At 67.0% G+C, this 24,402-nt stretch carries 22 protein-coding genes; 11 read left to right on the top strand and 11 right to left on the bottom strand.

Features of this window, described 5'->3' with window-relative positions; genetic code table 11:
• Positions 1-90 precede the first annotated feature (90 nt).
• A complete protein-coding gene (locus ACQR1F_RS15390; RefSeq protein ID WP_316216875.1) occupies positions 91-894 on the top strand; it encodes an intradiol ring-cleavage dioxygenase in 804 nt (267 codons plus the stop codon).
• Here ACQR1F_RS15390 and ACQR1F_RS15385 read toward each other — a convergent pair whose 3' ends face one another.
• Positions 895-2,085, bottom strand: a complete 1,191-nt coding sequence (locus tag ACQR1F_RS15385) for an MFS transporter (protein WP_434913390.1) — start codon at positions 2,083-2,085, stop codon at positions 895-897.
• 213 nt (positions 2,086-2,298) lie between these two features.
• Positions 2,299-3,078 (bottom strand): methanethiol S-methyltransferase, encoded by a 780-nt coding sequence (gene mddA, locus ACQR1F_RS15380; protein ID WP_434873446.1) that lies wholly within the window; start codon positions 3,076-3,078, stop codon positions 2,299-2,301.
• 147 nt (positions 3,079-3,225) lie between these two features.
• Between mddA and ACQR1F_RS15375 the strand changes: the two genes are divergently transcribed.
• The 3 genes from ACQR1F_RS15375 (at position 3,226) to radC (ending at position 6,160) form a co-directional block, all read left to right on the top strand.
• The gene (locus tag ACQR1F_RS15375; RefSeq protein ID WP_315800518.1) at positions 3,226-4,776 is read left to right on the top strand and encodes an alpha/beta fold hydrolase; all 1,551 of its coding nucleotides are present in this window, start codon (positions 3,226-3,228) and stop codon (positions 4,774-4,776) included.
• 36 nt (positions 4,777-4,812) lie between these two features.
• Positions 4,813-5,376 (top strand): MAPEG family protein, encoded by a 564-nt coding sequence (locus tag ACQR1F_RS15370; RefSeq protein WP_434873445.1) that lies wholly within the window; start codon positions 4,813-4,815, stop codon positions 5,374-5,376.
• 70 nt (positions 5,377-5,446) lie between these two features.
• Positions 5,447-6,160, top strand: a complete 714-nt coding sequence (radC, locus tag ACQR1F_RS15365) for a RadC family protein (protein ID WP_315800904.1) — start codon at positions 5,447-5,449, stop codon at positions 6,158-6,160.
• An 89-nt stretch (positions 6,161-6,249) separates the two neighbouring features.
• On the opposite strand, the gene ACQR1F_RS15360 is transcribed toward radC, so the two are convergent.
• The gene (locus tag ACQR1F_RS15360) at positions 6,250-6,735 is read right to left on the bottom strand and encodes a Crp/Fnr family transcriptional regulator (protein ID WP_434846502.1); all 486 of its coding nucleotides are present in this window, start codon (positions 6,733-6,735) and stop codon (positions 6,250-6,252) included.
• Between the two features lie 560 nt (positions 6,736-7,295).
• On the opposite strand from ACQR1F_RS15360, the gene ACQR1F_RS15355 reads away from it, so the two are divergent.
• Both ACQR1F_RS15355 and ACQR1F_RS15350 read left to right on the top strand, forming a co-directional pair.
• Positions 7,296-8,969 carry a methyl-accepting chemotaxis protein gene (locus ACQR1F_RS15355; protein ID WP_315800905.1) on the top strand — a complete coding sequence of 558 codons (1,674 nt, stop codon included), beginning with the start codon at positions 7,296-7,298 and terminating at the stop codon, positions 8,967-8,969.
• Between the two features lie 90 nt (positions 8,970-9,059).
• Positions 9,060-9,773 carry a hypothetical protein gene (locus ACQR1F_RS15350; RefSeq protein ID WP_434846504.1) on the top strand — a complete coding sequence of 238 codons (714 nt, stop codon included), beginning with the start codon at positions 9,060-9,062 and terminating at the stop codon, positions 9,771-9,773.
• 11 nt (positions 9,774-9,784) lie between these two features.
• Here the strand turns inward: ACQR1F_RS15350 and ACQR1F_RS15345 are convergent, their stop codons facing one another.
• Positions 9,785-10,645, bottom strand: a complete 861-nt coding sequence (locus ACQR1F_RS15345) for a DMT family transporter (RefSeq protein ID WP_316183135.1) — start codon at positions 10,643-10,645, stop codon at positions 9,785-9,787.
• Positions 10,646-10,730: 85 nt separating this feature from the next.
• Here ACQR1F_RS15345 and ACQR1F_RS15340 point away from each other — a divergent pair, with 85 nt between their 5' ends.
• On the top strand, positions 10,731-12,206 hold the full coding sequence (locus ACQR1F_RS15340) for a PLP-dependent aminotransferase family protein (RefSeq protein WP_434873444.1): 1,476 nt from the start codon (positions 10,731-10,733) through the stop codon (positions 12,204-12,206).
• A gap of 3 nt (positions 12,207-12,209) precedes the next feature.
• On the opposite strand, the gene ACQR1F_RS15335 is transcribed toward ACQR1F_RS15340, so the two are convergent.
• From ACQR1F_RS15335 to ACQR1F_RS15305, 7 genes are all read right to left on the bottom strand, one after another.
• Positions 12,210-12,539, bottom strand: coding sequence for a hypothetical protein (locus tag ACQR1F_RS15335; protein WP_316183137.1), 330 nt, complete (start codon positions 12,537-12,539; stop codon positions 12,210-12,212).
• Between the two features lie 106 nt (positions 12,540-12,645).
• A complete protein-coding gene (locus ACQR1F_RS15330; protein WP_434913389.1) occupies positions 12,646-14,298 on the bottom strand; it encodes a PAS-domain containing protein in 1,653 nt (550 codons plus the stop codon).
• A 155-nt stretch (positions 14,299-14,453) separates the two neighbouring features.
• Positions 14,454-15,050: an AprI/Inh family metalloprotease inhibitor gene (locus ACQR1F_RS15325; protein ID WP_315800906.1), complete on the bottom strand. Its 597-nt coding sequence runs from the start codon at positions 15,048-15,050 to the stop codon at positions 14,454-14,456.
• A gap of 86 nt (positions 15,051-15,136) precedes the next feature.
• Positions 15,137-16,123, bottom strand: a complete 987-nt coding sequence (locus ACQR1F_RS15320; RefSeq protein WP_315800526.1) for a 2-hydroxyacid dehydrogenase — start codon at positions 16,121-16,123, stop codon at positions 15,137-15,139.
• Positions 16,123-16,929, bottom strand: coding sequence for an ABC transporter permease (locus ACQR1F_RS15315; RefSeq protein ID WP_315800527.1), 807 nt, complete (start codon positions 16,927-16,929; stop codon positions 16,123-16,125). The genes ACQR1F_RS15320 and ACQR1F_RS15315 overlap by 1 nt, the downstream gene beginning before the upstream one ends.
• 2 nt (positions 16,930-16,931) lie before the next feature.
• Positions 16,932-17,729, bottom strand: a complete 798-nt coding sequence (locus tag ACQR1F_RS15310) for an ABC transporter ATP-binding protein (protein WP_315800528.1) — start codon at positions 17,727-17,729, stop codon at positions 16,932-16,934.
• 25 nt (positions 17,730-17,754) lie between these two features.
• The gene (locus ACQR1F_RS15305) at positions 17,755-18,744 is read right to left on the bottom strand and encodes an ABC transporter substrate-binding protein (protein WP_434913449.1); all 990 of its coding nucleotides are present in this window, start codon (positions 18,742-18,744) and stop codon (positions 17,755-17,757) included.
• A gap of 109 nt (positions 18,745-18,853) precedes the next feature.
• Between ACQR1F_RS15305 and ACQR1F_RS15300 the strand changes: the two genes are divergently transcribed.
• From ACQR1F_RS15300 to ACQR1F_RS15285, 4 genes are all read left to right on the top strand, one after another.
• Positions 18,854-19,696, top strand: coding sequence for a creatininase family protein (locus ACQR1F_RS15300; protein WP_434913388.1), 843 nt, complete (start codon positions 18,854-18,856; stop codon positions 19,694-19,696).
• Positions 19,697-19,843: 147 nt separating this feature from the next.
• Positions 19,844-20,125 (top strand): hypothetical protein, encoded by a 282-nt coding sequence (locus ACQR1F_RS15295; protein WP_315752260.1) that lies wholly within the window; start codon positions 19,844-19,846, stop codon positions 20,123-20,125.
• A gap of 349 nt (positions 20,126-20,474) precedes the next feature.
• Positions 20,475-22,460: a carbohydrate porin gene (locus ACQR1F_RS15290; protein WP_434913387.1), complete on the top strand. Its 1,986-nt coding sequence runs from the start codon at positions 20,475-20,477 to the stop codon at positions 22,458-22,460.
• Positions 22,461-22,856: 396 nt separating this feature from the next.
• Entirely contained in the window at positions 22,857-24,167 is a 1,311-nt protein-coding gene (locus ACQR1F_RS15285; protein WP_315800530.1) for a hemolysin family protein, read from the top strand.
• Positions 24,168-24,402: the final 235 nt, after the last annotated feature.

The following is a 24,402-nucleotide window of genomic DNA, read 5'->3' as shown; positions in this document are numbered from 1 at the left end:
GCCTGGCCCAATGGTCACCGGGCGTCCGATTGTTGCCATGCCGGGCTGATCGACTGCCGCTTCCATCGCATGCGACCGCGGGAGGCTGCACTGACCAACGCAACACGCCGTGGCGTCCTCGGCCTGCTCTCGGCGGGCGCAGCGCTGCTGACGCCGCCGGCCCGCGCAGCGTCGGAGACGGCTCCCGCGTCGGCGAATGCCGACGAGGCCTGCTTCCTGACGCCGCAGTCGGAATCCGGTCCCTACTATCTCGATCCCAAGCTGGTGCGCGCCGAGATCGCCGAGGACCGGCCGGGCGTGCCGCTCAGGCTGCGCCTTCGCGTCATCGAGGCCGGCACCTGCGCGCCGGTACCAGGCGCGCGCGTCGACATCTGGCACTGCGACGCCCGCGGCATCTATTCGGGCTATCCCGGCCAGAGCGACACCCACAAGCTCGACCAGAGCGGCAAGACGTATCTGCGCGGCACCCAGATGGCCGATGCCGCCGGCTGGGCCGGCTTCAGGACGATTTATCCCGGCTGGTATGCCGGCCGCGCCACCCACATCCACTTCAGGGTGTTTGTCGACGAGACCACGGTGCTGACCGGACAGACGTTCTTTCCCGAGGCGCTGAACGAGTTCATCTACACCAACGTGCCCGACTACACCGGACGGCCGAAGCAGCGGCTCGTCATCAATGCCAATGACCGCGTCGCGACCGAAGCCGATCCCGAACACCGCGCGCATTGCGCGGTGAAGGAGGAGCGCGACCATTATCTCGCGACCCTGACGCTCGCCGTGAGCCGCAAGCCGGCCGCCGCGGTCGAGATGCCCACCGGAAAGCTGCCGCCGGCGCCATGGATCAAGGACCGGCTCGCGGCGCTGGTGCCCGGGCTCAAGCGCAGCCCGTTCTGATCATTTCGGCTCGGTGAACTGATAGGCCAAAGCGGCGAGCGGCAGCGCCGTGCCGAGCGCGGCGGCGGCTGTCCAGCCGCCATGGGCGTATGCCCAGGCACCGAGGCCGGAGCCGGCGGCGCCGGCGACGAAGAAGGTGGCCATATAGAGCCCGTTCAGCCGGCTGCGCTGGCTGGCGCCGAGCACGAACAGCACGCGATAGCCGAGGATCAGGCTGAGCTGCGCGCCGCAATCGATCGCGATGGCGGCGATCACCAAAGTCGCCAGCGACCAAGGGGTTCCGAGCGGTGCCGCCAATGTCAGCGCGAAGCCGAGCGCGCACATCAGCATCGAGGCGATCGTCGCCGGCCGGGTCCAGCCGCGGTCGGCGATGCGGCCCGCGACCGGCGCCATGATCGCGCCGGCGACGCCGGCCAGCGCGAACAGCGCGATGCCGGTCTGCGACATCCGGAAATCGGGCCCGGCCAGCAGCAGCGGGGACGTGGTCCAGAACACGCTGAAGCCGCCGAACAGCGCGGCCTGGTACAGCGCACGGCGGCGCAGCGCCGGCGTGTCGCGATAGAGCTCGACCATCGAGCCGAGCAGCTGGCCGTAGCTCAGCCGCGCCTGCGGCTCGCGCGGCGGCAGCGCGAGGCGCAGCACGACGGCCAGGATCAGCATGGCGAGCGCCGAGGCCGCATAGATGACGTGCCAGGACGCATGCGCCGCGACGAAGCTCGCCAGCGGCCGCGCCAGCATGATGCCGAGCATCAGGCCGGTGGTGACGTTGCCGACGGTGCGGCCGCGGATCGCCTCCGGCGCCATGTGCCCGGCATAGGGGATCAGGATCTGCACCGCGACCGAGCCGAAGCCGATCAGCAGCGCCGAGAGCAGGAACGTCGACGGGCTCGTCGCCAGCGCCGCGCAGCCGAGCGCGGCCGCGCCGACGATGATGGTCGTGATGACGAGCTTGCGGTTCTCGATGAGATCGCCGAGCGGCACCACGAACAACAGACCCGCGCCGTAGCCGATCTGGCTCATCGTCACCAGCAGTCCCGCGAGCTGCGGCCGCAGCCCGAGGTCGGCGCTGATCGGCCCGATCAGCGGCTGCGCGTAATAGATGTTGGCGACGATCAGCCCGCAGGAAAAGGCCAATAGCAGCGTGATCCAGGCCGACAGCGAGTCGCCGGAATCGGACGTGATGGTGGTCAACGTGGATCTCTCTCGGGGAGGAACGGCAGGCCATAGGGCCCGATGAGCAACGGAGGCTGTCGATCTGCGATTTTGCATCGCAGCATTCAAGCCCGACATAGGTGCTGAGGTCCCCCGCTCCAATTCACGTCTGCGTGGGCGCTGCATCGAGCAAGTCCGCAATCAAAGGCGAGCGCGCTCGACGAGGCCCTGGCGACGTCGAGCCCGCGCCGGCTACTGCGCGCCGTGCGCCTCCGTCTCGGTCTCCGCGGTCCGCCGGCCGCCGATCAGCCGCGGCAGCAGCATCGGCACCTGCCGGCGGTAGCGCTGGTAGGTGTCACCGAACTGGGCGACCAGATCGCGCTCCTCGAGCTGCAGCCCGACCAGGATGTAGGCCGTGCTGAGGGCGGCGAATAGCAGGTGGCCGACCGACATCTCCGGCGTGGCCCAGAAGGCGAGCAGGAAGCCCAGCATCAGCGGGTGGCGCACCAGCCGATACAGCAGCGGCGTTCTGAAAGGCTGCGCTGTCCCGGCGCTGCCGCGGAGGGCGAGCACGGCCTGGCGCAGGCCGAACAGGTCGAAATGATCGATCATGTAGGTCGAGGACAGCGCGATGATCCAGCCGAGCCAGTGGAGGCCGGTCAGCACGCCCGCGGCGGCACCCTCGACGTGCCAGACCGGATTCGGGATCGGACGCCATTGCCAGAACAGCAGCAGCAGGATCAGGCTGGACAGCAGCACATAGGTGCTGCGCTCGGCGGCGGCCGGAATGATGCGCGTCAATGCGCGCTTGAAGGCCGGCCGCGCCATCACGCTGTGCTGGATCGCGAACAGCGCGAGCAGCAGCACGTCGACGACGACGGCCTCGGTCACGGCGCTGGACACGCCGACGTCGATCGACTTGGTCGTGAGATAGTTGTAATTGCCGACGAAACCGACCGCCCATACGAACGACCCAAGAAAGACGGCATAGCTCGTGATGGCGTAGAGCATGATGAGGAGGCGTCCGGACATGAATGTTTCCTTGTTGCATCGAGGACGGCATGGCCGTGATCGAGACGCCCGATCCTGGGATCGGTCACGTCTCGTGCGAGCCTGAGCCCTTACCAATCGACCGTCCCCCGAGCGTCCCCCGGACGCAGCCATGCAGGTCGCATCCCGATGGTTCAGTTCCGCGTCCGGACATTTGGCTTCCCCGAGCTGCATCGCGACGGTCAGCCATGCCCGCTGGCGCTGCGCAAGGGCCTCGCCCTGCTGGTCTATCTGGCGGAAGCCAAAGGCCCCGTCGCGCGGGACGTGCTGGCGACGATGCTCTGGCCCGAGAGTTCGGAAGAGGTGGCGCGCGCAAGGCTGCGCCGCCTGCTGCACCGGCTCCAGCTCACGCTCGGCGACGGCTGCCTCACCATCGATCGCGCGACGGTTCGATGGGCCGCCGCGGTCGAGCTGGAGGTCGACTCGGGGTTGTTCGAAACGGCCTGCGACCGCGGCGAATTCGAGCTGGCCTGCCGCCTCTATTCCGGCGACTTCCTGGACGGCTTCACGCCCGGCGACTGTCCGCAGTTCGAGGAATGGGCGTTCTTCCGGCGTGAAGCCCTGCGCGGCCGGGCAGTCCAGGCGCTGGAGCGCGTGGTGCAGGACCGAAGCGCGGCCGGTGATCATGGCGCCGCCACGGTCCATGCCGCACGCCTCGTCGCGTTCGATCCGCTCAGCGAGGTCTATGGCCGCGCCCTGATCCGCAGCCTGCTGCTGGCCGGCGACCGCGCCGCCGCCGAGCGCCATCTCGGCGCCCTGACACAGCGGCTGCGCGACGAGCTCGGCGTGCCCCCCGAGGCGGAGACGCTGGCGCTGCTGGCGCAGGGCGTCGCGGCCCACGGCGAAAGCGCGCCGCCGACGCGCTATGTCCTCGGCGACGGCGTTCATCTCGCCTATCAGACCTACGGCGCCGGTCCGCTGGACATTCTGCTGCTGCCCGGCTTCGTCTCGCATGTCGAACGGATCTGGGAGGAGCCGCGCTGCCGGGCCTTGCTGTCCGCGCTCGCCAGAATCGGCCGTCTGATCCTGTTCGACCGCCGCGGCATCGGGCTCTCCGACCGGGTCGGTTTCAGCCCGAGCGTCGAGGCGACCGCGCGCGACATCGCGACCGTGCTCGACGCCGCCGGCAGCCGGCGCACGGTGCTGCTCGGCGCCTCCGAGGGCGGACCGGCCTGCATCACCTTCGCGGCCGACCATCCCGAACGTGTCGCCGGGCTGATCCTGTTCGCCTCGCTCGCCAAGGGCAGCGCTGCGGCCGACTATCCGCATGCGCTGCAGGCCGGCCAGTACGGCATCTGGCTGCGGCAGCTCGTGGCCGGATGGGGCGGACCGGCCGGCATCGAGACGTTCGCGCCGAGCCTGGCCGGCGATCCCCAGGCGCGCGCCTGGTGGGCCGGACTGCTTCGCGCAGCATCCAGCCCCGGCGCCATCAAGGGCCTGCTCGAAGCCTTCAGCGATATGGACGTGCGCCACCTGCTCGCACGGATATCCGCACCGACCCTGGTGCTGCACCGTCGCCACGATCGCGCGGTGGTCGTCGGGGCCGGGCGGCATCTCGCCGGCCAGATCCGCCACGCACGTTTCGTCGAGCTCGACGGCGCCGACCATTGGATGTTCGCCGGCGACCAGAGGCCCGTCCTCGCCAGCATCGAAGCCTTCCTCCGCGGTCTGCCATTGTAAGCAGGATCGCCGGACTGGCAAAATGGACGTCGTCCGGTGCCCCAGGAGGACTCGATCGCGATGGCCGAGGATGCAGCATTCCATCGCGAGCAGACCCAGGTCGCCGCCGGCATGGCCGCAGCCGCGCTGATCGCGATCGCGGCCATCGGCGTCGCGCTGTGGCGAGGCGACGGCCCTGCGGAGCCCGCCGCAGAGCGCCTCGCCATCGCGCTGCGGCTCGATCTGTTCGTGATCGTCTGGCTGCTCGCCGCGATCGGCAATGTCGCCCGGCTGCGCTTCTTCTCGGCCCAGGACATCGCCGGCAGCGCGACCACGGTCGCGAGCGATGCGGTCCGCAGGGGAAATGCGATCCTGCAGAACACGCTGGAGCAGGCCGCGCTCGCGGTCACGGTGCATCTCGGCCTGGCGGCGACGCTGCCTCATCCCGCGCCCCTGCTGCTCACGCTCGTGATCCTGTTCGGCCTCGGGCGGCTGCTGTTCTGGCTCGGCTATGCCAGGGGCGCGGCGGGCCGCGCCTTCGGCTTTGCGCTCACCTTCTATCCCACAGCGTTTTCGCTCATCGTCGGCCTCGCCGTCGTGCTGACGGGACGCGCGGCCTAGCAAGGCGCGCCCCGTGGCGCGCGAGCACTTCGAGGTTGCAAAAATGCGGCATCACGGCATGCTGACGCCGATGCCCGAGAAAGCCCCTCCTTCCAACGATACGCCGCCGGACACGCCGCACTATCACGGCCACCGGCAGCGGCTGCGCGAGCGCTTTCACAGCGCCGGCCCCGACGCGCTCAACGACTACGAGCTGCTGGAGATGGTGCTGTTCGCCGCGCTGCCGCGGCGCGACGTCAAGCCGCTGGCGAAGGCGCTGCTGAAAACGTTCGGATCGTTCGCCGAGGTGATCCACGCGCCGGAGCCGCGGCTGCGCGAGATCGACGGCGTCGGCGACGCCTCGATCACCCAGCTCAAGCTGATCGCCGCCGCCGCGCACCGCATCGCCAGGGGCGAGGTGCGGCAGAAGCACGCGCTGGCGTCCTGGCAGGACGTCATCACCTATTGCCGCACCAGCATGGCGTTCGCCGACAAGGAGCAGTTCAGGCTGTTGTTTCTCGACAAGCGCAATCAGCTGATCGCCGACGAGGTGCAGCAGACCGGCACCGTCGATCATACGCCGGTCTATCCACGCGAGGTGATCAAGCGGGCGCTCGAATTGTCGGCCACCGCGATCATCCTGGTGCACAACCATCCCTCGGGCGATCCGACGCCGTCACAGGCCGACATCCGGATGACCAAGACGATCGTGGAGATCGCCAAGCCGCTGGGAATCACGGTTCACGACCACATCATCGTCGGCAAGAACGGCCACACCAGCCTGAAGAGCATCGGGGTGATGTGAAGGCTACGCGGATGCGATGACCTCCTGCCCGACGGCGGCGCAGCTCCGAGCGGCATTTGCGATGCCTCGTACGGCGAAGGCGGCTCAGGCTATGTCAGCGCACCCGCGTCCTCGAGCGCCGGCAGGTCGTGCACGATGATGCTGCCCTCGCTGATCGTCAGCATGCCACGATCGCGAAACTGCGCCAGGATGCGGCTGACGTGAACGGTGGTAAGGCCGACCGTGTCGGCGATGTGCTGCTGGCGCAGCGGCAGCGAATATCTTCGAGATTGATCGAGCCGGCCCGCGTTAGCCCGTCTCATCAGGCTGAGAATGAGAAAGGCGATCCGGCCTTCGGCGGGGCGCTGTCCCAGAATGCTCGCGAGCTCATACGCGTCCGACCTCTCCTGCAAGAGCAGCTCGAACCCGAGCGCCACCAGGGAGGGATCAGTCAGGCACTTCCTGCGCAAGGCGCCGGCGTGGAAAGCGCAAACTTGGACATCCGAGAGCGACTTGACGGAAAAATCCGCACGCGACGGCACGTTCGAGAAGATCATCCGGACGGACGCAAAATCTCCCGTGAACAGGAACTTCACGATCTGCCGCCTGCCGTCGCTGAACGGCAGATAGCGGAACGCCCATCCACTGCAGAGGACGATGATGTCCGAGTCGGTTCCTACGGGATGGCCGGCCGCGACCGTGAAGAAGCGTTGATCCAGCTCCTTGAAAGCCGCTCGATCGCCGCACGACGCAAAGATAGCTCCGCAAAATCCCTTGTCGCTGGCAGGACAAGAGGCACATCTCGTCGGCGGTCCGATGTCCTGTCCCCCCATCAGGGGCGCTTCTCTGTGCGCATCACGGCAGCATTAAATCAGGAACGATCCCGAGCACAAGTGCATAACATTCGTTAAACGCCGAAGCGCAAATCTTAAGAAGATTTCGCCACTTTCGTCGATGTTAGCTGGCTCGCGAACGACGCGAATCTCCCCTGCTAAGAGCCGAGATGCTGTCGGCTGAATTAGTTCAGTGTACCGGAAGGTTCGACGGCAGGTCGTTCGTTCGAGCCGTCCCCTTCTCTGCCGCCGGTAGATGCGTACAGCTAACAACCCGCAAATACCATCATCGAATTCGCTCCCATCTGGAAGGACTCCGCTCGATGTTCGCTCGCAAGACCGCTGGAGGCGCAGAGGCTCAACTCGCTGCCATCAGCCGCTCCCAAGCCATGATCGAATTCGACATGGACGGCACTATCCGAACGGCGAACAAGAACTTTCTCGACGCACTTGGCTACCGTCTCGAGGAGATTCAGGGCAAGCATCATTCGATGTTCGTGCCCGCGGATCAGCGCGAGAGCGCGGACTATCGCGCGTTCTGGGCCGCGTTGAACAAGGGAGACTTCCAGGCTGCGGAATTCAAGCGGATCGGCAAGGGCGGCCGCGAGGTTTGGATCGAAGCCTCGTACAATCCGGTTCTCGACGCCAAGGGCAAGCCCTGCAAGATCGTCAAGATCGCCATCGACATCACGGCCAAGAAGATCGCCCACCTCAAGGACAGTGGCAAGATCGCCGCGCTCGACCGCTCTCAGGCCGTGATCGAGTTCAACATGGACGGCACGGTCACCACGGCCAACGAAAACTTCCTGAAAGTCATGGGTTATGAGTTACGGGAAATCCAGGGCAAGCACCACAGCATGTTCGTCGAGCCCGCCGAGCGCGACAGCGCGGCCTATCGCGACTTCTGGGCCAAGCTCAATCGCGGCGAATACCAGGCGGCCGAGTACAAACGGCTCGGCAAGAACGGCAAGGAGGTCTGGATTCTCGCGTCCTACAATCCGATCCTCGACGAGCGGGGCAAGCCGTTCGCGGTGGTCAAGTTCGCGACTGACGTCACGGCCGCAAAGCTGAAGACCGCCGATCTGGCCGGCCAGATTGCGGCGATCGGAAAGTCGCAGGCGGTGATCGAGTTCAACATGGACGGCACGGTGATCACGGCGAACGACAATTTCCTGGCCGCGCTCGGCTATACACTCGGCGAAATCAGCGGCAAGCACCACAGCATGTTCGTCGAGCCAATCGAGCGCGACGGCGCCGGCTATCGCGACTTCTGGGCCAAGCTCAACCGAGGCGAATATCAGGCCGGCGAATACAAGCGGATCGGAAAGGGCGGCAGGGAGGTCTACATCCAGGCGTCGTACAATCCGATCCTCGATCTGAACGGCAGGCCGTTCAAGGTCGTCAAATACGCGACCGACGTCACGAAGCAGGTTCTGGTGCGAATGGGCAACGAGCGCGTGCGCGGCATGATGGAATCGGTTGCGGCCGGCGCCGAGGAGCTCAACGCCTCCGTGCGCGAGATCTCCGAGGCCATGACCAAGTCGCGGGAAACCGCGATGGGCGCAGTCGATCGCGTCGGGGCGGCGGACACCCAGGCGCAGCATCTCTCCGCCGCGACGCAAGCGATGAGCGGCATCGTCGAGATGATCGACAACATCACCGGGCAGATCAATCTGCTGGCACTGAACGCGACGATCGAATCCGCCCGCGCCGGCGAGGCCGGACGCGGCTTCGCCGTCGTGGCCTCCGAGGTGAAGAGCCTCGCCAATCAGGCCAAGCACGCCACCGACAAGATCGGGCAGGAGATCGAAGGTCTCAACAACATCTCGGGCGAGGTGGTGCTGGCGCTCGGCGAGATCAAGCAGGCCATTCACAATGTGAGCGAGTATGTGACCTCGACGGCGGCAGCCGTCGAGGAGCAGAGCACGGTGACGACCGAGATGTCGAACAGCATGCAGCGCGCGGCGAGCGAAGCCGCCAAGATCGCCGCGGGATAGACGAGCGGGATAGACGAAACGTCGGGCCGGTTTGAACCGGCCGTCTTCCCGCGCCGGCTAATGCTGGCGAAGCGTGGAGAGGAACGACGGATGCGCGCGGCCTTCATCGGACTGATCCTGGGCGTCCTGCCCCTCACGGCGGCCGCCGCCTACGACGCCAACGATCCCGCCAATTGCAATGGCGTCGGCTGGGATGATGCGCGGCCGCTCGTCGTGGCCAAAGTGAGCGGCCAGCCGCGGGTGAACTTCGTCAAGAGCCCCTATGACGACGACTTCAAGGCCGCCAGCTGTCCCGCTGCGACCGACGCCTGCCGGAAGAAGGCTTACCTCGTCCGCGACGACCTCGTGCTGGTCGACAGGACCCGCGGCGCTTTCGTCTGCGTCAGCTACCAGCAGCCGCATGCGAAGGCACAGATCTGGACCACCGGCTGGTTGCCGCGCGCGGCCCTCACCGCCGTCGAGCCGATGGCCGCGCCGACGACAGCCGACTGGACCGGAAGCTGGGAGCACCCTGGAGGGGGGCTGACGATCAGGAAAGAGGCCGGCAACCGGCTCCGGATCGAAGGCGATCAGGTGCTGCCGGCCGGGCGCGAGTTGCGCAACGGATCGCTCGGCGCCACGGCAGAGCCGAAGGGCGGCCTCATTGCCTTTGTCGACGACGGCAGCACGCCGTTCGAGCGGCCGAATGCCGGCGACGAGTGCCGCGTGCGCCTGCAGCGAATCGGCGCGCTTCTGCTGGTCGAGGACAACAATGATTGCGGCGGCGCCGGCGTCAGCTTCACCGGACTCTATCATCGCAAATAGCCGCCGACGGCTTACGCCCAGCGGCGCGCCATCGCCACGCAGACGACGACGATTCCGGCTGCGGCAATCATCGTTGCCGACACCGGCTCATGCAGCAGCAGGCTCGCGAAACCGAGGCCAAGGAAGGGCTGCAGCAGTTGCAGTTGGCCCACCGTCGCAGTGCCGCCACGGGCGAGCCCGCGGTACCAGAAGGCGAAGCCGACGAACATGCTGAAGACGGAGACATAGGCGAGGCCCAGCCACGCCGCGGCCGTGATGTCACGGGATGCGGCGGGCAGCGTCAGCACCGCCATCAGCAGCATCAGCGGCGCGGACAACAGCAGCGCCCACGAGATCACCTGCCAGCCGCCGAGCCTGCGCGTGAGCATGGCGCCCTCGGCATAGCCCAGGCCGCAGACGATGATCGCGGCGATCATCGCGAGATCGCCGATCGGCGACGCGACGCCATCCTGCGACAGGGCGAAGCCCGAGACCGCCGCAGCCCCGAGCGCAGCGAACAGCCAGAACAACGGCCGCGGCCGCTCGCCGCCGCGCAGCACGCCGAACAAGGCGGTTGACAGCGGCAGCAGACCGACGAACACGATCGCGTGGGCCGAGGTGATGTGCTGGAGCGCCAGGGCGGTGAGCAGCGGAAAACCGATGACGACACCGAGCGACACGACTGCCAGCGACACCAGATCGCGCCGGCCGGGGAGCGGCTGACGCAGCAGCATGAGACAAAGCGCGGCCAGCACGGCCGCGAGCGTCGCGCGTGCGCCCGTCAGGAACAGCGGCGAAAAACCCTCCAGTGCCGCCCGCGTCGCCGGCAGCGAGCCGCTGAAGATCGTCATGCCGACGATGCCGCTCCCCCAGCCTTCGATCGATCCCTTCATGCACGGCTCCTCCTCGCAGATCCCATAGCCCGACCAGGCTTGTTGCGGCAGCGACAGACCGATACAATTTCCACAATCTGTATTGATGCAAAGGGCGACACACTTGGGAGAAGTGACGCGCGATTCCCGCCGGGGCGGCACGCGGACCATCGCCGTGGTCGATGCGATCCGGCAGCGCTTGGCGACGCGCGCGCTCAGCGCCGGCCAGCGTCTGCCCTCGATCCGCGCCTTCGCCGCGGCGATGGGGGTCTCGCCAGCCACCGTCGTCGAGGCCTATGACCGACTTGCCGCGGAAGGCGTGATCCGCGCCCGGCGCGGCTCCGGCTTCTATGTCGCCGATACGGCGCTGCCGCCGCTGGCCCTCGGCGATCGCGAGCCGCGCCGTCCGCGCGCGGTCGACCCGTTTTGGGTGTCGCGGCAGTCGCTCGACGCCGGGCCGGGAACGCTGACGCCCGGCTGCGGCTGGCTGCCGGCCGAGTGGATGCCGCAGGACGCGCTGCGGCGCGCGGTCCGCGCGCTGGCGCGCGGCGGCGGGCGGGTGCTGAGCGACTACGGCGCTGCACGCGGATCGGCGGCGCTACGGCGGTTGCTGCAGGGCCGCCTTGCCGCTATCGGCATCGACGCGTTCAGCGAGCAACTGGTGCTGACCTCGTCCGGTACGCAGGCGATCGACCTGATCTGCCGCATGCTGCTGCGTCCCGGCGACGCCGTGCTGGTCGACGATCCCTGCTACTTCAACTTCCTCGCCCTGCTGCGCGCGCATCAGGCGCGGATCGTCAGCGTGCCGATGACGCCGGGCGGACCCGACATCGCCCGGTTCGAGGCAGTGCTCGCGGCCGAGCGCCCGCGGCTCTACATCACCAATTCCGGTCTGCACAATCCGACCGGGGCGACGCTGTCGCTGCAGACGGCGCACCGGCTGCTCAACGCCGCGTCAGCGCATGACACGATCATCGTCGAGGACGACATCTACGGCGATTTCGAACCCGCGCCGTCGCCGCGGCTCGCCGCGCTCGACGGGCTTGCGCGGGTGATCCTGGTCGGCAGCTTCTCCAAGACACTGTCGGCCTCGGTGCGCTGCGGCTACATCGCGGCGCGCGCGGACTGGATCGAGCCGCTGATCGACCTGCAGATCGCGACCGGCTTCGGCGGTCCCGGACAATTCGCCGCGGAGACGTTGACCCAGGTGCTGACCAGCGGCAGCTACCGCAGGCACGTCGAGGACCTGCGGGCACGGCTTGCGCGAGCGCGGCCGCGGGTGGCGGCACGGCTGCAGCGCATCGGTATCGCCCCATGGCTGATGCCACGCGGCGGCTTTCATCTGTGGTGCAGGTTGCCGGACGGCTGTACGGCGATCGAGGTGGCCCAGGCCGCGCTCGAGGAGCACGTGGTGCTCGCGCCCGGCGACGTCTTCAGCGCGGCGCAATCCGCCGCGACGATGATGCGCTTCAACGTCGCGCATTGCGAGGATCCGCGCGTCATCCAGGTGCTGGAGCGCGCAACCAAGTCGCCGGCCGCGCGTTCATCGCGCGGCCAAGCGGCCAATTCGGCCGACGGATAAGGCTTAGTAGCAGTAGCGCGGATGCGCGCGAACCCAGGAGCCGTCGCCGCGTTGCAGATAGCAGCCGTTGCGATAGGAATAATAACCGCCACGACGGCGCTCGCCGTCGGCCGCGATGGCAGCTCCGGTGCCGGCCCCGATCACCGCGCCGATCGCAGCACCACGGCCGCCGCCGATCGCGCCGCCCAGAATCGCGCCGCCGGCGCCGCCGAGGATGGCGCCACCCAGCGCGTCCTGCGCGGCAGCCTGATGCAGCGGCGCTGCGACCGAAAGCATGAGCAGCGCGGCAGCGCCAAGGCGGGTGGCGAAAGGAATCCCCAGACGTCGGATCATGAACAGGTCTCCGTTTCGGGCACGCTATTCCACCCGGCGAGGCCGTTCTTGATGCAGATCAAGGCGACGTCAAGGCAGCAGGATCCCGGACTGCTGCGACAAGGCGTCAGGCCGCGGCGCGTTGTTCCGGCGTGCGATCCTCGATGATATTGAGAAGATATTTCGGCGCCCCCTCGCCGATCGAGACCGGCAGCCGGCGCACCACCACGTCGCGGCGGCGGTTGCCGGGCATCTCGACGCTGTGCGCCTTCGGAGTTTCATCGGACACGTCGGCCAGCAGCTGGCGATCGAAATCCTCGATGAGGGTGCATGTCGGCTCTGGAAACAGGTCGCGCGCGGCGCGGCCGATGATCTCCGACCGCGGCAGACCGAACAGGACCTCGGTGGCGCGATTGACGAAGACGTAACGCAGCGATTCCGCATCCTTTGCCACCACCGCCTGTGGGATGTTCTCGAGCAGGGCGGCGAGGAAGTATTCGGCGCGCGCCAGGATACGCTCGTTGCGGCGCTGGGCGGTGAAATCCTCATGCGTTGCGACCCAGCCGCCGCCATCCATCGGACGCTCCGACACACGAATGATGCGGCCGTCAGCGAGCGCGACCTCGACGATCTCGGCTCTTCGCTCCTTCATGCGCTCGCGCAGCGCGGCGAGGAATTCCGACGGCTTCTCACGCATCAGGCCGAGCTTGGCGCGATGCGCGAGGATTTCGCGCATGTGCGCGCCGGGCTTGGCGATCGACGCCGGAACACCGTAGAGCTTGCGGTACTGATCGTTGACCATCAGCACATAGCCGAAGCCGTCGAGCATGATCAGGCCCTGGGCCATGTTGGCAACCGCCGCATCGAGCCGCTGCTGGCTGCTGATCGCACCCTGCTCCAGCTGCTCGTGCTGGCGCAGGATGTCGGTGTACTGGCGTTCGATCTCGACCTCGTGCTGCTCGAGCTCCTGCAGGCGGAACGCACCGTCCTGATAGGTCGCGACGGCCTGCGCGACCCGTCCGATCTCGTCATGACGCCGCGCATGCGGAATCTTGAGCTTGATGCGGCCGGCGGCGATGCGGTCGGTGACGCGGGCGATGTCGAGCAGCGGCATCAGCACGCCGCGGCGCAGCGCCAGCGCGGCGGCCGCGATCAGCGTGATGATCACCGCTCCGAGCGCCCCCAGATAGAACGCGGCCATGCCGCGCGCATCGGCCGCCTCGCCGAGCTCGCGAGTGCGGTCGGCATAGAGCCGCGACAACTTCTCGAGGTCCTCGTTGAGCGCGGTGCGCACCGCGCGATTCTCGTCATTGTCGCCGAGCTCGCGCGCCGCCGACGATCCGACCGAAATCGTCTGCCGCGCCATCTCGGTGCGGAATGCGACGAACTGTTCGATCCGCTTCTTGAATGGGGCGAACAGCGCGGCGTCACCGTCGGCGACCTGGGCTTCCCACTCCTCCACCACCTTGCTCAGCTGCGCCAGCTTCACGAGCTGCGCATCGGCATAGCGCCGCGCGACGGTGCGGTCCGCCGACATGTAGATGCCGCGCGATTCCATCACGACCGCGTAGATCAGCGCGTTGGTCCGCTCGGTGTTGCGGGACGCCGCGGCAAGCGCTTCGAGCCGATCGTAGAACAGGCGCTGCTCGCGCAGCGCCGACAGCGCGCCCAAAGTGGACAGCATCACCAGGACGGCGAATGCGGCCGCAGCCGCGGAGATCTTGTCGTTCAGGCTGAACGACGGCAGCGACCTGTTGAACCGGCGCAATAGCTCACGCATGGCGGGCTCCCTGGGTGGAGTACAACCATCAGACGCACAATGCGTAAACAACAAGTTCCGATGCGTGGAACCAGCGCGCAACCAGTCGTTAACCAAACGGTGCCGGAACAGACGTGCCCGCCGCGCAGCAGGGCCTCAGCGGCGCGCGGCTCGCCTTACTGCCTGAGCATGATCAGCGGATTGGCGCTGTCGGGCACGAGCCGCCACTGCGCATTGTCGTCCGCTTCGAACCGCCAGGTCTCGCCACGGTCCGACATCAGCATCATCTGGCCATGCTCGAGCCGCCATTGGCTCGGTGCGAACGCCGCGACGGCGGGATCGCATTTCGGCTTCACGAACACCTGGAAATTATCATTGCCGGCGTCGTTGTTGGTCAGCACCAGGCTGCAGATCGTGGCGCCGTTGCCGCGGACCATGGCCCAGTCGCCGATCATCTGGTCCATGGATTTCGCCAGCGACCGCGCCGCCGCCAGATTCTGCAGGATGTAGACGCCCTCGCCCTGACGCAGGCCTTCGAAGATGCCGGCCTCGACCTCGGTGAAATCGATCACCGCCTCGCCATTGGCGGCCTGGAGGCTGACGATGTCGAGGCCCTTCACGTTCCACCCGGCGATGTCCTTGGTGAAGGGCAGCGCCGTGGCGCAGCTCGGCTCCAGCTCGAGCTTCTGCCCGCGCGGCGCGACGTCCGGCTTCAGGGTCACGACGCAGGTCTTGCTGCGCTCGGTGGTCGCGAGCTCCCACTGCCCGATCATCGCCTTCTTCAGGCTGGCGGCGTCTTGTGCGACGACAGGGACGCCCGCCACCGACAGCAGCGCGATCAGCAATGGGAGCGGACGTTTCATCGGCGACCTTTCACCGGCGTTTCCGGAACGGGCGTCAGCGGCGGCTTGCCGGCAAACCAGACCTTGAGGTTGTCGACCACCAGCTGATCCATTGCGTTGCGGGTTACGATGGCAGCCGAGCCGATGTGTGGCAGCAGCACGACATTGTCCATCGCCTTGAGCGCGTCCGGCACCGCCGGCTCCTTCTCGAACACGTCGAGGCCGGCGGCGAGAATCGTGCCGGACTTCAGCGCTTCGACCAGAGCCTGCTCGTCGATGACCGAGCCGCGGGCGACGTTGACGACGACGCCGCGCGGTCCGAGCGCCTTCAGCACCTCGGCGTTGACGATTTTGTTGGTGCCGGCACCGCCAGGCACGATGACGACCAGCGTGTCGACGTCCTTGGCCATCGCGAGCAGGTCGGGATAGTGTTTGTTGGCGACGCCCGCCGCCGGGTTGCGCGAGTGATAGACGACGGGGACGAGCGACGCTTCGAGCCGGCGCGCGATCGCCTGGCCGATGCGGCCCATGCCGACCATGCCAACGGTGCGGTCGCGCAGCGAGCCGACGCTGAGCGGATAGGGCTTCTCGCTCCACTCCCCCGAACGAACGAAGCGATCGGCCTTGATGAATTCGCGGCACGTCGCGATCAGGAGCCCGAGCGCCACGTCGGCGACCTCCTCGGTCAGCACGTCCGGTGTGTTGGTGACGATGATGCCGTGCTGTCCGGCGTGCGCGGCTGCGATGTGGTCGTAGCCGACGCCGAAGCTTGCGATCATCTCGAGCTTCGGCAGCATCGCCATCACGGCGGCGTCGGTCTTCACGGTGTGGAAGGTCACGGCGATGCCGCGGATCCGGCCCTTCACGTCCGCCGGCAGCGCTTCGAGATCGGCCTGCGTCGTCGCATGGTGCACGTTGAAGCTGTCCGGGAATCCTTTTTCCAGGATCGGCCGCAGCGGCCCATAGACCAGAACATCGATCTTGTCAGACGAAGTCGCCGCCATCAGTTGTCCTTTCCAAGCGCGCTCTCATGCCAGCGCCGTAAAACGAGGTGCGAAACTAGCGCCAGCAAGCCATAAATGACAATCCCGGCGACCGACAGCAGCACCAGCGCTGCGAACATGCGGGGTATGTTGAGACGATAGCCGGATTCCGCGATGCGATAGGCGAGACCGGATCCGGCACCAGCGCTGCCCGCCGCGATCTCGGCGACGACCGCGCCGATCAGCGACAGGCCGCCGGCGATGCGCAGGCCGCCGAGAATGTAAGGCAGCGCCGCCGGCAGCTTCAGATAGCGCAAGGTCTGCCAGCGCGAGGCGCCATAGAGCTGGAACAGCCCGGCGAGATTGCGATCGACCGAGTTGAGGCCGAGCGCGGTGTTGGACAGCACCGGGAAGAAGCCGACGATCCAGGCGCACACGACCACCGCCGTCTGCTGCGGCAGATAGATCAGGAGCATCGGCGCAATCGCGATGACCGGTGTCACCTGCAGCACGACGGCATAGGGAAACAACGCCCATTCCAGCCATTTCGACTGGTTGAACAACAGCGCCAGCGCGATGCCGCCGAGCGCTGCGGCGATGAAGCCTTCGAATGTCGTGATCAGGGTCGTCAGCAGCGATTGCGCGAGAATGTCCCAATCGGCGACAAGCGTCTTCAGCACCAGCAGCGGCCCGGGCAACACATAGGGCTGGATGCCGTTGAGGCGCACAACCAGCTCCCACGCCGTCATCGCAGCGACGAACACGATCGCAGGAAAGGCGAGGCTCGCAAGCCGCGCGCCCGAGAGGGACGATTCTCGACCCTGCATGCTCACAGCGCATGCACTCCGGTATAGGCCGGTGCGAGCGCGTCAGAGACCCGGCGGCAATCATCGGCATAAGCCGGCGAGGCACGGAACGCATCATCGCGCTGGTCAGCGTCGATCCTGATCTCGGCACTGAGCCGGCCGGGTCGCGCCGTCATCACCAGCACGCGCTGCGACAGATAGACCGACTCGAACACCGAATGGGTGACGAACACGACCGTCATGTTCAGCCTGCGCCACAGCTCCAGCAGATCATTGTTGAGGCGGAAGCGCGTGATCTCGTCGAGGGCAGCGAACGGCTCGTCCATCAGCAGGATGCCGGGGTGCGTGACGAGCGCGCGCGCCAGCGAGGCGCGCATCTTCATGCCGCCGGATAGTTCGCGCGGAAAGGCGTCGGCAAAATCAGCGAGACCGACCTGCTCGAGCGCCGCATCGATCCTTGGACGCGCCTGGCTCGCCGGCACCCGCGCAAGCTTCAACGGCAGGCCGACATTGTCGCGCACGCTGGTCCAGGGCATCAGGGTCGGCTCCTGGAACACGAAGCCGACGCGATCGCCGGGATGCGCCTCTGACGAGGCGGCGACATCCACCGTCCCGGCGCTTGGCGCCACCAGACCCGCAATCAGGCGCAGCGCCGTCGACTTGCCACAGCCGGAGGGGCCGAGCAGCGAGACGAATTCGCCTTTGGCGATGGTCAGATCGATCGGCCCCAGCGCGGCGACGCCGGACTCGTACACCTTGGTGACGCCGCGCAGGCATACCGCGGTCGCAACGGCGCGCTCGGACGAAGGGGGTGAGCTCATTTGCTGAAAGCGCCGCTCGAGCGTCCTACTTCTTCGGCCGGAGATCGATGCCGACGCCCTTGTTGACGAAACGCAGCGTATACGACTTGCGATAGTCGATCGTCGACTTGACGACGCCGGCCCGCACCATCTTGTCGAAGAAGCTGGCGACGCGCTCGTCCGTCATGGCGCCGATGCCCTTCTCCACGCTGTCGCCGGAATCGACGATGCCGTACTCCTTCATCTTGGCGACCGAATAGGCAAGGAGATCATCGGTCATCTCCGGGTTCATCTTCTTGATCAGCGCGTTGCCCGCGGAATTGTCGCCGTAGATGTAATTGTACCAGCCGATGATCGAAGCATCGACGAAACGCTGCACCAGGTCCGGCTTGCTCTCGATGAGGTCGCGCCGCGTCTCGATCAGGGTCGAATAGGTGTTGAAGCCGTTGTCCGCGAGCAGGATCACGCCGGGCTTGAAGCCGGCGGCGCGCTCGACCGCGAACGGCTCCGACGTGACATACCCCTGCATTGCGCTCTGCGGCGTAGCGATGAAGGGCTGCGGATTGAACGTGTAGGGGCGGACATTCTTCTCGGAGAAGCCGTATTCCGATTTCAGCCATTGATAGTAGCTGGAGATGCCTTCCTTGGAGACGAACAGGGTCAGCGGCTTCAGCTCCTCGAGCTTGGTGATCCTGGACTCCGGATGGGTCAGGAACACCTGCGGATCCTTCTGGAACATCGCCGCGATCGACACCACCGGCACGTTGTTAGCGACGGCGTCGAACGACATCAGCGTATTTGCGGCCATGAAGAACTCGATCTTGCCGGAGATCAGCAGCATGCGGTTGTTCTCGTTCGGACCGCCCGGCACGATCGTCACGTCCAGTCCGTAGCGCTTGTAGGTGCCGTCGGCGACCGCCTGGAAGAAGCCGCCATGCTCGGCCTCGGCAACCCAGTTGGTGCCGAACGAGACCTTGTCCAGGATCTGGGCCTGAGCCGCCGACATCAGTCCGGCTACGACCAGCGATGCCGCCATTAACGTTCGCGACAGAAGCGCCTGCGCCATGTCTGGTCTCCCCGGTTCTTTCTGGCTGAACATGCTAAGATCAATCGGTGATAACTACCCTGCCCGACGGACGAAGGAAATGGCCCGCGCGATGACCGTGCCGCCCCGCGACTGGACCGAGCTGCACTGGCCGGATTTTGGAGCGCCCGACTCGGGAACGCCCGAGACCGCGCGCTGGATCGCGGTGCTGCCGCTCGCCGCCACCGAGCAGCATGGGCCGCACCTGCCTCTCGGCACTGACGTCTACATTGCCGAGGCTTATCTCGCGCGCGTCCGCGCGCTGCTGCCGCCGGCGCTGCCGGTGACGGTGCTGCCGGTGCAGCCCGTGGGGATCTCGACCGAGCATATCGACTATCCGGGCACGCTGACCGTGCCGACGGAGGTCGCGCTGCGGAGCTGGCGTGCTCTCGGCGACAGCGTCGCGCGCGCTGGACTCAGGAAGCTCGTGATCGTCACCAGCCATGGCGGCAACAGCGCTGCGATGACCCTGGTCGCGCAGGATCTGCGCGCTGATCACCGCATGCTGGTGGTGACGACGTCATGGTCGCGCTTCGGTGCGCCCGATGGGTTGTTCTCGGCCGATGAGCTGCGGCACGGCATCCACGGCGGCGCCGTCGAGACCTCGATCATGCTGGCCTGCCATCCCGCGCTGGTGCGCAGCGATGCCATCGCCGCTTTCCCCTCGCGCGGCGCTGAAATGGAAACCACCTGCAAGGTGCTCTCGACGCAGCGGCCGGCGCCGATGGCCTGGCAGACGCAGGACCTGAATGCGAGCGGTGCGGTCGGCGATGCCACGCAGGCGTCGGCGGAGAAGGGCGAGCGCGTGCTGGACCACGGCGCGCGGGCGTTCTGCGCGCTGCTGGAGGACGTCGATAACTTCGACGTGAACACGCTTCGCCGCGGCCCGTTGCCGGGCTGCTGAACCGAGGCCAAGCCCCTGTATCAACAAACGAATTTTCAGGGCGCCGGGCACCTCATCCGGCGATTCGAACCGGTTTCGAAAAGGCTCCGTCCAATTTGGCAAGCGGCCGACGCCGGCCGCCCCAATAGCAAACAGGAGCCTTCGACCATGTCGATCAAGACCAAGATTGCCGCCCTCGCACTGACCGCGCTCGCCGTCACCGGCAGCATCGCGGCGACGTCGACGCCCGCTGCGGCCAACGGCTTCCACCATCATCACTGGGGCTGGGGCGTCGGTGCCGGCCTCGTCGGAGCCGCCGTCGTCGGCAGCGCCATCGCCGCCAGCAACGACGGCTACTATTACGGCGGTGGCTATCGGTACTGCCGCTGGGTGCCGCAGTACAACGTCTACGGCCAGTATGTCGGCCGCGTCAGGGCCTGCGGCTATTGATGCTGGGCGCTCGCCTCGCCCCGCCCAATCACGGCCAAGGCCCGCCTCGCCCCATCCGCCACGGCCGGGCTTCCACCTGCCCCGATCCGCGATCTCGACAACCCGCCCGGCCGCCCCGGGCGGGTTTTTTGTTGCGCAGGCGCCACACCCGCAATCAGAAACCGAATGAACCAGCCCTGCGCTTGCTGTTGCGAATTAATCGCAATATAAATCATCCCTAAATCGCCGCAGCTCATCCACACTTCCGATCGAACATCATCTACTCCGTAATCTTCTCGTGACTGTGCGCGGGCAATCAGGTGTGACGTTGCCGGTGTCGTCGTTTGCCTCGCCTTGGGAATCTGCTGCCATGATCCGTTCGAACTGCACCCGGGAGACGATCGCGACCGCCGCCATGATCGCCGCGCTCGCCGCCCCCGCTGCTGCCGCCGACCTGCCGGTCAAGGCCCGGATGGCACAGACGGTGTTCGACTGGACCGGCCTCTATGTCGGCGTCCATGCCGGCTATACCCGTGACCATGCCCGGGCGACCCTGACCGACCCGAGCGGGACGGCCAGCGCCGGCAGCCCGTTCAGCGGCCTCACCGGTGGCGCGCAGGCCGGCTACAACTGGGTCACCCGCTCCGGCCTGCTGCTCGGGCTCGAGGGCGATTTCAGCTTTCCGAACTATCTCACCTCCAACCACACCGTCGCGATGCTGGGCACACCCGGCTCGAACGTCTCCGAGCTGTGGGACTATGTCGCCACCGCCCGCGGCCGGGTCGGCTACGTCAGGGGCGACTGGCTGGTCTATGCCACCGGCGGCCTGGCCTGGACCGGCGGCCGCTTCATCAACACCACTGCGGCCGGCGACACCGAGAAGCTGCTGACGACGCGGCTCGGCTGGGCCGCCGGCGCCGGCATCGAGCGCAGCTTTGCGCCGCATTGGAGCTGGCGCCTCGAATATCTCTACAGCCATTTCGAGAACGCCGGCGTCCGCTTCTCCAACGGCGCCAGCTACAATTCGCAGCTCGACTTCCAGACCCTGCGGGTCGGGCTCAACCGGAAGCTGGACTTCGCCGGCGGTCCCGACCTGAAGCTCAAGAGCGATCCGTCCGATCCCGAATCCGACCGCTGGGAGATCCACGGCCAGGCGACCGTGATCGGCCAGGGCTATCCGGCGTTCCGCGCCGCCTACACCGGCGCCAACAGCCTGACGCCCGCGCGCCAGTTCCAGGAGACCTGGAGCAACAGCCTGTACATCAACGCGCGGCTGTGGGATGGCGGCGAGGTCTATTACAATCCCGAGCTGCTGCAAGGCTTCGGCCTCAGCAACACCGTCGGCCTTGCCGGCTTCTCCAACGGCGAGGCGCAGAAGTCGGACTTCCCCTATCCCCATTACAACACCTCGCGCCTGTTCCTGCGCCAGACCTTCGGCTTCGGCGGCGAGCAGGAGCAGCTCGGCAGCGGCCAGTTGCAGCTATCGGGCAAGCAGGACGTCTCGCGGCTCACCGTGCAGGTCGGAAAATTCCCCGTGCTCGACGTGTTCGACGGCAACGCCTACGCCAAGGACGCGCGCAAGGACTTCATGAACTGGTCGGTGTGGGCGCCCGGCGCCTTCGACTACGCCGCCGACAAGCTCGGCCTGACCTACGGCGCGACAGCCGAGCTCAACCAGAAGAGCTGGGCGCTGCGCGCCGGTTATTTCCTCATGGACGCCGTATCGAACTCGAACAATTTCGACATGAACGTCTTCCGCCGCGGCAGCTACGTCGTCGAACTGGAAACGCGCTACCAGTTGTTCTCGCAGCCAGGTCACCTACGCACCATCGGCTGGTTCAACAGCGTGTTTTCCGGCAGCTATCGCGAGACGCTCGACGATGCTGCGCTCAATCTCGACATCAGCCAGACGCGGCGCGGCCGCAGCAAATACGGCTATGTCGTCTCTTTCGACCAGGCGCTGACGGACGATGTCGGCCTGTTCGGGCGCTGGAGTTGGAACGACGGCAAGACCGAGATCATGGCGTTCACCGACATCGATAACAGCCTGTCGCTGGGCACCTCGATCAAGGGCAACCGCTGGGGCCGTCCCGACGACACGATCGGCCTCGCCGGCGTGACCAACGGGCTGTCGCGCGACCACCGCGCCTTCCTCGCCGCCGGCGGCCTCGGCCCCTTGATCGGCGACGGCGCGCTGAACTACCGGCGCGAGAACATCATCGAGGCCTACTACGCCTATTCCATCAACAAATACCTGACCTTCACCGCCGACTACCAGTTCGTCAACAACCCCGCCTACAACGCCGACCGCGGCCCGGTGTCGATCTTCTCGGGGCGCTTGCACGGGGATTTCTGAGGAGCGGTCGCGCAGGCGTTGCGCCCTGCGGCCTGACGCCAGTGAGAGCCGAAACTGGCGCTCCACAAAAGGTGTCGTCCCGGCGAACGCCGGGACCCATACCGCGGACGCCATCGAGGGACCTCGCTGGCAGTTGTCCTGCCTGATCGTCAGCGCCCGTGGTGGCGGCAATTCGTCGCCGTTCCGAGTGCCTTCGATAGATCACGCGGTATGGGTCCCGGCGTTCGCCGGGACCACACCGGAGGTTCAGGAGCTGCCCGTGCCTCAAGCGAACCAGCCTCCCACTTTCAGCCCTCCCATGCACGCCGCCTCCGCACACCGGCATTGGGCGCTTGCCGTCCCCATATGCTAGGACCTGTCCCCATCCTGCCCCTCCGGGCGCCAGACAAGGTCGAAATGCTCTCCGTCGAACTCGCCATCATCGTCGTCCTCATCGTCGTCAACGGACTGTTATCCATGTCCGAGCTCGCGATCGTGTCGTCGCGTCCCGCGCGGCTGGCGCTGCTGGCGGAAAAGGGCGTTTCCGGCGCCCGTCGGGCGCTCGCGCTGGCGTCCGATCCCGGCCGGTTCCTCTCGACGGTGCAAATCGGCATCACCCTGGTCGGGGTGCTCTCCGGCGCATTCTCCGGCGCCACGCTCGGCCAGCGCCTGACGCAGTCGCTGCTGGAGCTCGGCCTGTCGGCTTCCGTCGCCGACATCGTCGGCGTCGGCCTCGTCGTCACGATCATCACCTATGCCACCCTGATCGTCGGCGAGCTGGTGCCGAAACAGCTCGCGCTACGTGATCCCGAGGCGATTGCTGTCCGCGTCGCGCCGGCCATGCAGCTGCTCGCCAAGGTATCGCTGCCGCTGGTGGTGCTGCTCGACCTTTCCGGCAAGCTGATCCTGACGCTGCTCGGCCGCTCCGGCGAGGCCGAGGAGAAAGTTTCCGAAGAGGAGATCCACCATCTGGTGCGCGAGGCCGAGACCGCCGGCGTGCTCGAGCCAGGCGAGAAGGAGATGATCGCCGGCGTGATGCGGCTCGGCGACCGTCCGGTCGGCGCCATCATGACGCCGCGGCCCGAGGTCGACGTCGTCGACCTCAACGACGACCCCAAGGCCATTCGCGAACTGCTCGCCAAGAGCCCGCATTCGCGCCTGCCGGTGTCGGACGGCGAGCGCGACCGTCCGATCGGCGTGCTGCAGGCCAAGGACCTGCTGGCGGCGTATCTGCGCGATGAGACGCCGGACCTGCGCAGCCTGGTGCGCGAGGTGCCGATCATTCCGTCCACCGTCGATGCGCGCGACGTGATCGCCATCCTGAAGGTGGCGCCCGTGCATATGGGGCTGGTGCACGACGAATACGGCGCGTTCGAAGGCGTGGTGACCGCGGCGGATATCCTGGAGTCGATCGTTGGCGCGTTCTCCTCCGAGGAGGGCCCGCCCGAGCCGGCCTGCGTCCGCCGTGACGACGGCTCGCTGCTGGTCTCCGGCTGGATGCAACTCGACGAGTTCGCCGACGTGCTGGCGATCGAGGTGCCGCCGCATCGCGGCTATCACACCGTCGCAGGCCTCGTGCTGCAGCACTTCGGCAGCGTGCCCGAGGTCGGCCAGAGCTTCGAGCTGCAAGGCTGGCGCTTCGAGATCATCGACCTCGACGGCCGCCGCATCGACAAGATCCTGGCGACGAGGCTCGCGCCGGACGGCGGCGAGCCGAACGTGGGGTGATTGAGCCCCACTGCTGCGGCCCGACCAGTGCGCTCCCTCTCCCGCTTGCGGGGCAGGGTTGGGGTGGGGGCGCCACAGCGGCAGTCGCTTCCGGAGCATTCCCTACCCGCGTCGCACCTGACGATGCGATGCGACCTCCCCCGCAAGCGGGGGAGGCGCTGACCGTCGTCGGCGCGACAGATGTGACCCGGCGTCTCCGTACCGATGGAGCCCCAAGCCAAGCCGCATCTGCGTT

Source organism: Bradyrhizobium sp. HKCCYLS3013, from assembly GCF_051167615.1.
Lineage (GTDB): Bacteria > Pseudomonadota > Alphaproteobacteria > Rhizobiales > Xanthobacteraceae > Bradyrhizobium.
This window is presented reverse-complemented; position numbering and strand designations above follow the sequence as displayed.

Bases quoted from the DNA above. Each gene is read 5' to 3' on its own strand.
- ACQR1F_RS15325 (WP_315800906.1), bottom strand. From the start codon at position 15,050: ATGATCGGGCAGTGGGAGCTCGCGACCACCGAGCGCAGCAAGACCTGC.
- ACQR1F_RS15340 (WP_434873444.1), top strand. From the start codon at position 10,731: ATGCAAAGGGCGACACACTTGGGAGAAGTGACGCGCGATTCCCGCCGG.
- ACQR1F_RS15295 (WP_315752260.1), top strand. From the start codon at position 19,844: ATGTCGATCAAGACCAAGATTGCCGCCCTCGCACTGACCGCGCTCGCC.
- ACQR1F_RS15350 (WP_434846504.1), top strand. From the start codon at position 9,060: ATGCGCGCGGCCTTCATCGGACTGATCCTGGGCGTCCTGCCCCTCACG.
- mddA (WP_434873446.1), bottom strand. From the start codon at position 3,078: ATGTCCGGACGCCTCCTCATCATGCTCTACGCCATCACGAGCTATGCC.
- ACQR1F_RS15310 (WP_315800528.1), bottom strand. From the start codon at position 17,729: ATGAGCTCACCCCCTTCGTCCGAGCGCGCCGTTGCGACCGCGGTATGC.
- ACQR1F_RS15300 (WP_434913388.1), top strand. From the start codon at position 18,854: ATGGCCCGCGCGATGACCGTGCCGCCCCGCGACTGGACCGAGCTGCAC.
- ACQR1F_RS15320 (WP_315800526.1), bottom strand. From the start codon at position 16,123: ATGGCGGCGACTTCGTCTGACAAGATCGATGTTCTGGTCTATGGGCCG.
- ACQR1F_RS15355 (WP_315800905.1), top strand. From the start codon at position 7,296: ATGTTCGCTCGCAAGACCGCTGGAGGCGCAGAGGCTCAACTCGCTGCC.
- radC (WP_315800904.1), top strand. From the start codon at position 5,447: ATGCCCGAGAAAGCCCCTCCTTCCAACGATACGCCGCCGGACACGCCG.
- ACQR1F_RS15305 (WP_434913449.1), bottom strand. From the start codon at position 18,744: ATGGCGGCATCGCTGGTCGTAGCCGGACTGATGTCGGCGGCTCAGGCC.
- ACQR1F_RS15285 (WP_315800530.1), top strand. From the start codon at position 22,857: ATGCTCTCCGTCGAACTCGCCATCATCGTCGTCCTCATCGTCGTCAAC.
- ACQR1F_RS15345 (WP_316183135.1), bottom strand. From the start codon at position 10,645: ATGAAGGGATCGATCGAAGGCTGGGGGAGCGGCATCGTCGGCATGACG.
- ACQR1F_RS15335 (WP_316183137.1), bottom strand. From the start codon at position 12,539: ATGATCCGACGTCTGGGGATTCCTTTCGCCACCCGCCTTGGCGCTGCC.
- ACQR1F_RS15290 (WP_434913387.1), top strand. From the start codon at position 20,475: ATGATCCGTTCGAACTGCACCCGGGAGACGATCGCGACCGCCGCCATG.
- ACQR1F_RS15330 (WP_434913389.1), bottom strand. From the start codon at position 14,298: ATGCGTGAGCTATTGCGCCGGTTCAACAGGTCGCTGCCGTCGTTCAGC.
- ACQR1F_RS15315 (WP_315800527.1), bottom strand. From the start codon at position 16,929: ATGCAGGGTCGAGAATCGTCCCTCTCGGGCGCGCGGCTTGCGAGCCTC.
- ACQR1F_RS15375 (WP_315800518.1), top strand. From the start codon at position 3,226: ATGGTTCAGTTCCGCGTCCGGACATTTGGCTTCCCCGAGCTGCATCGC.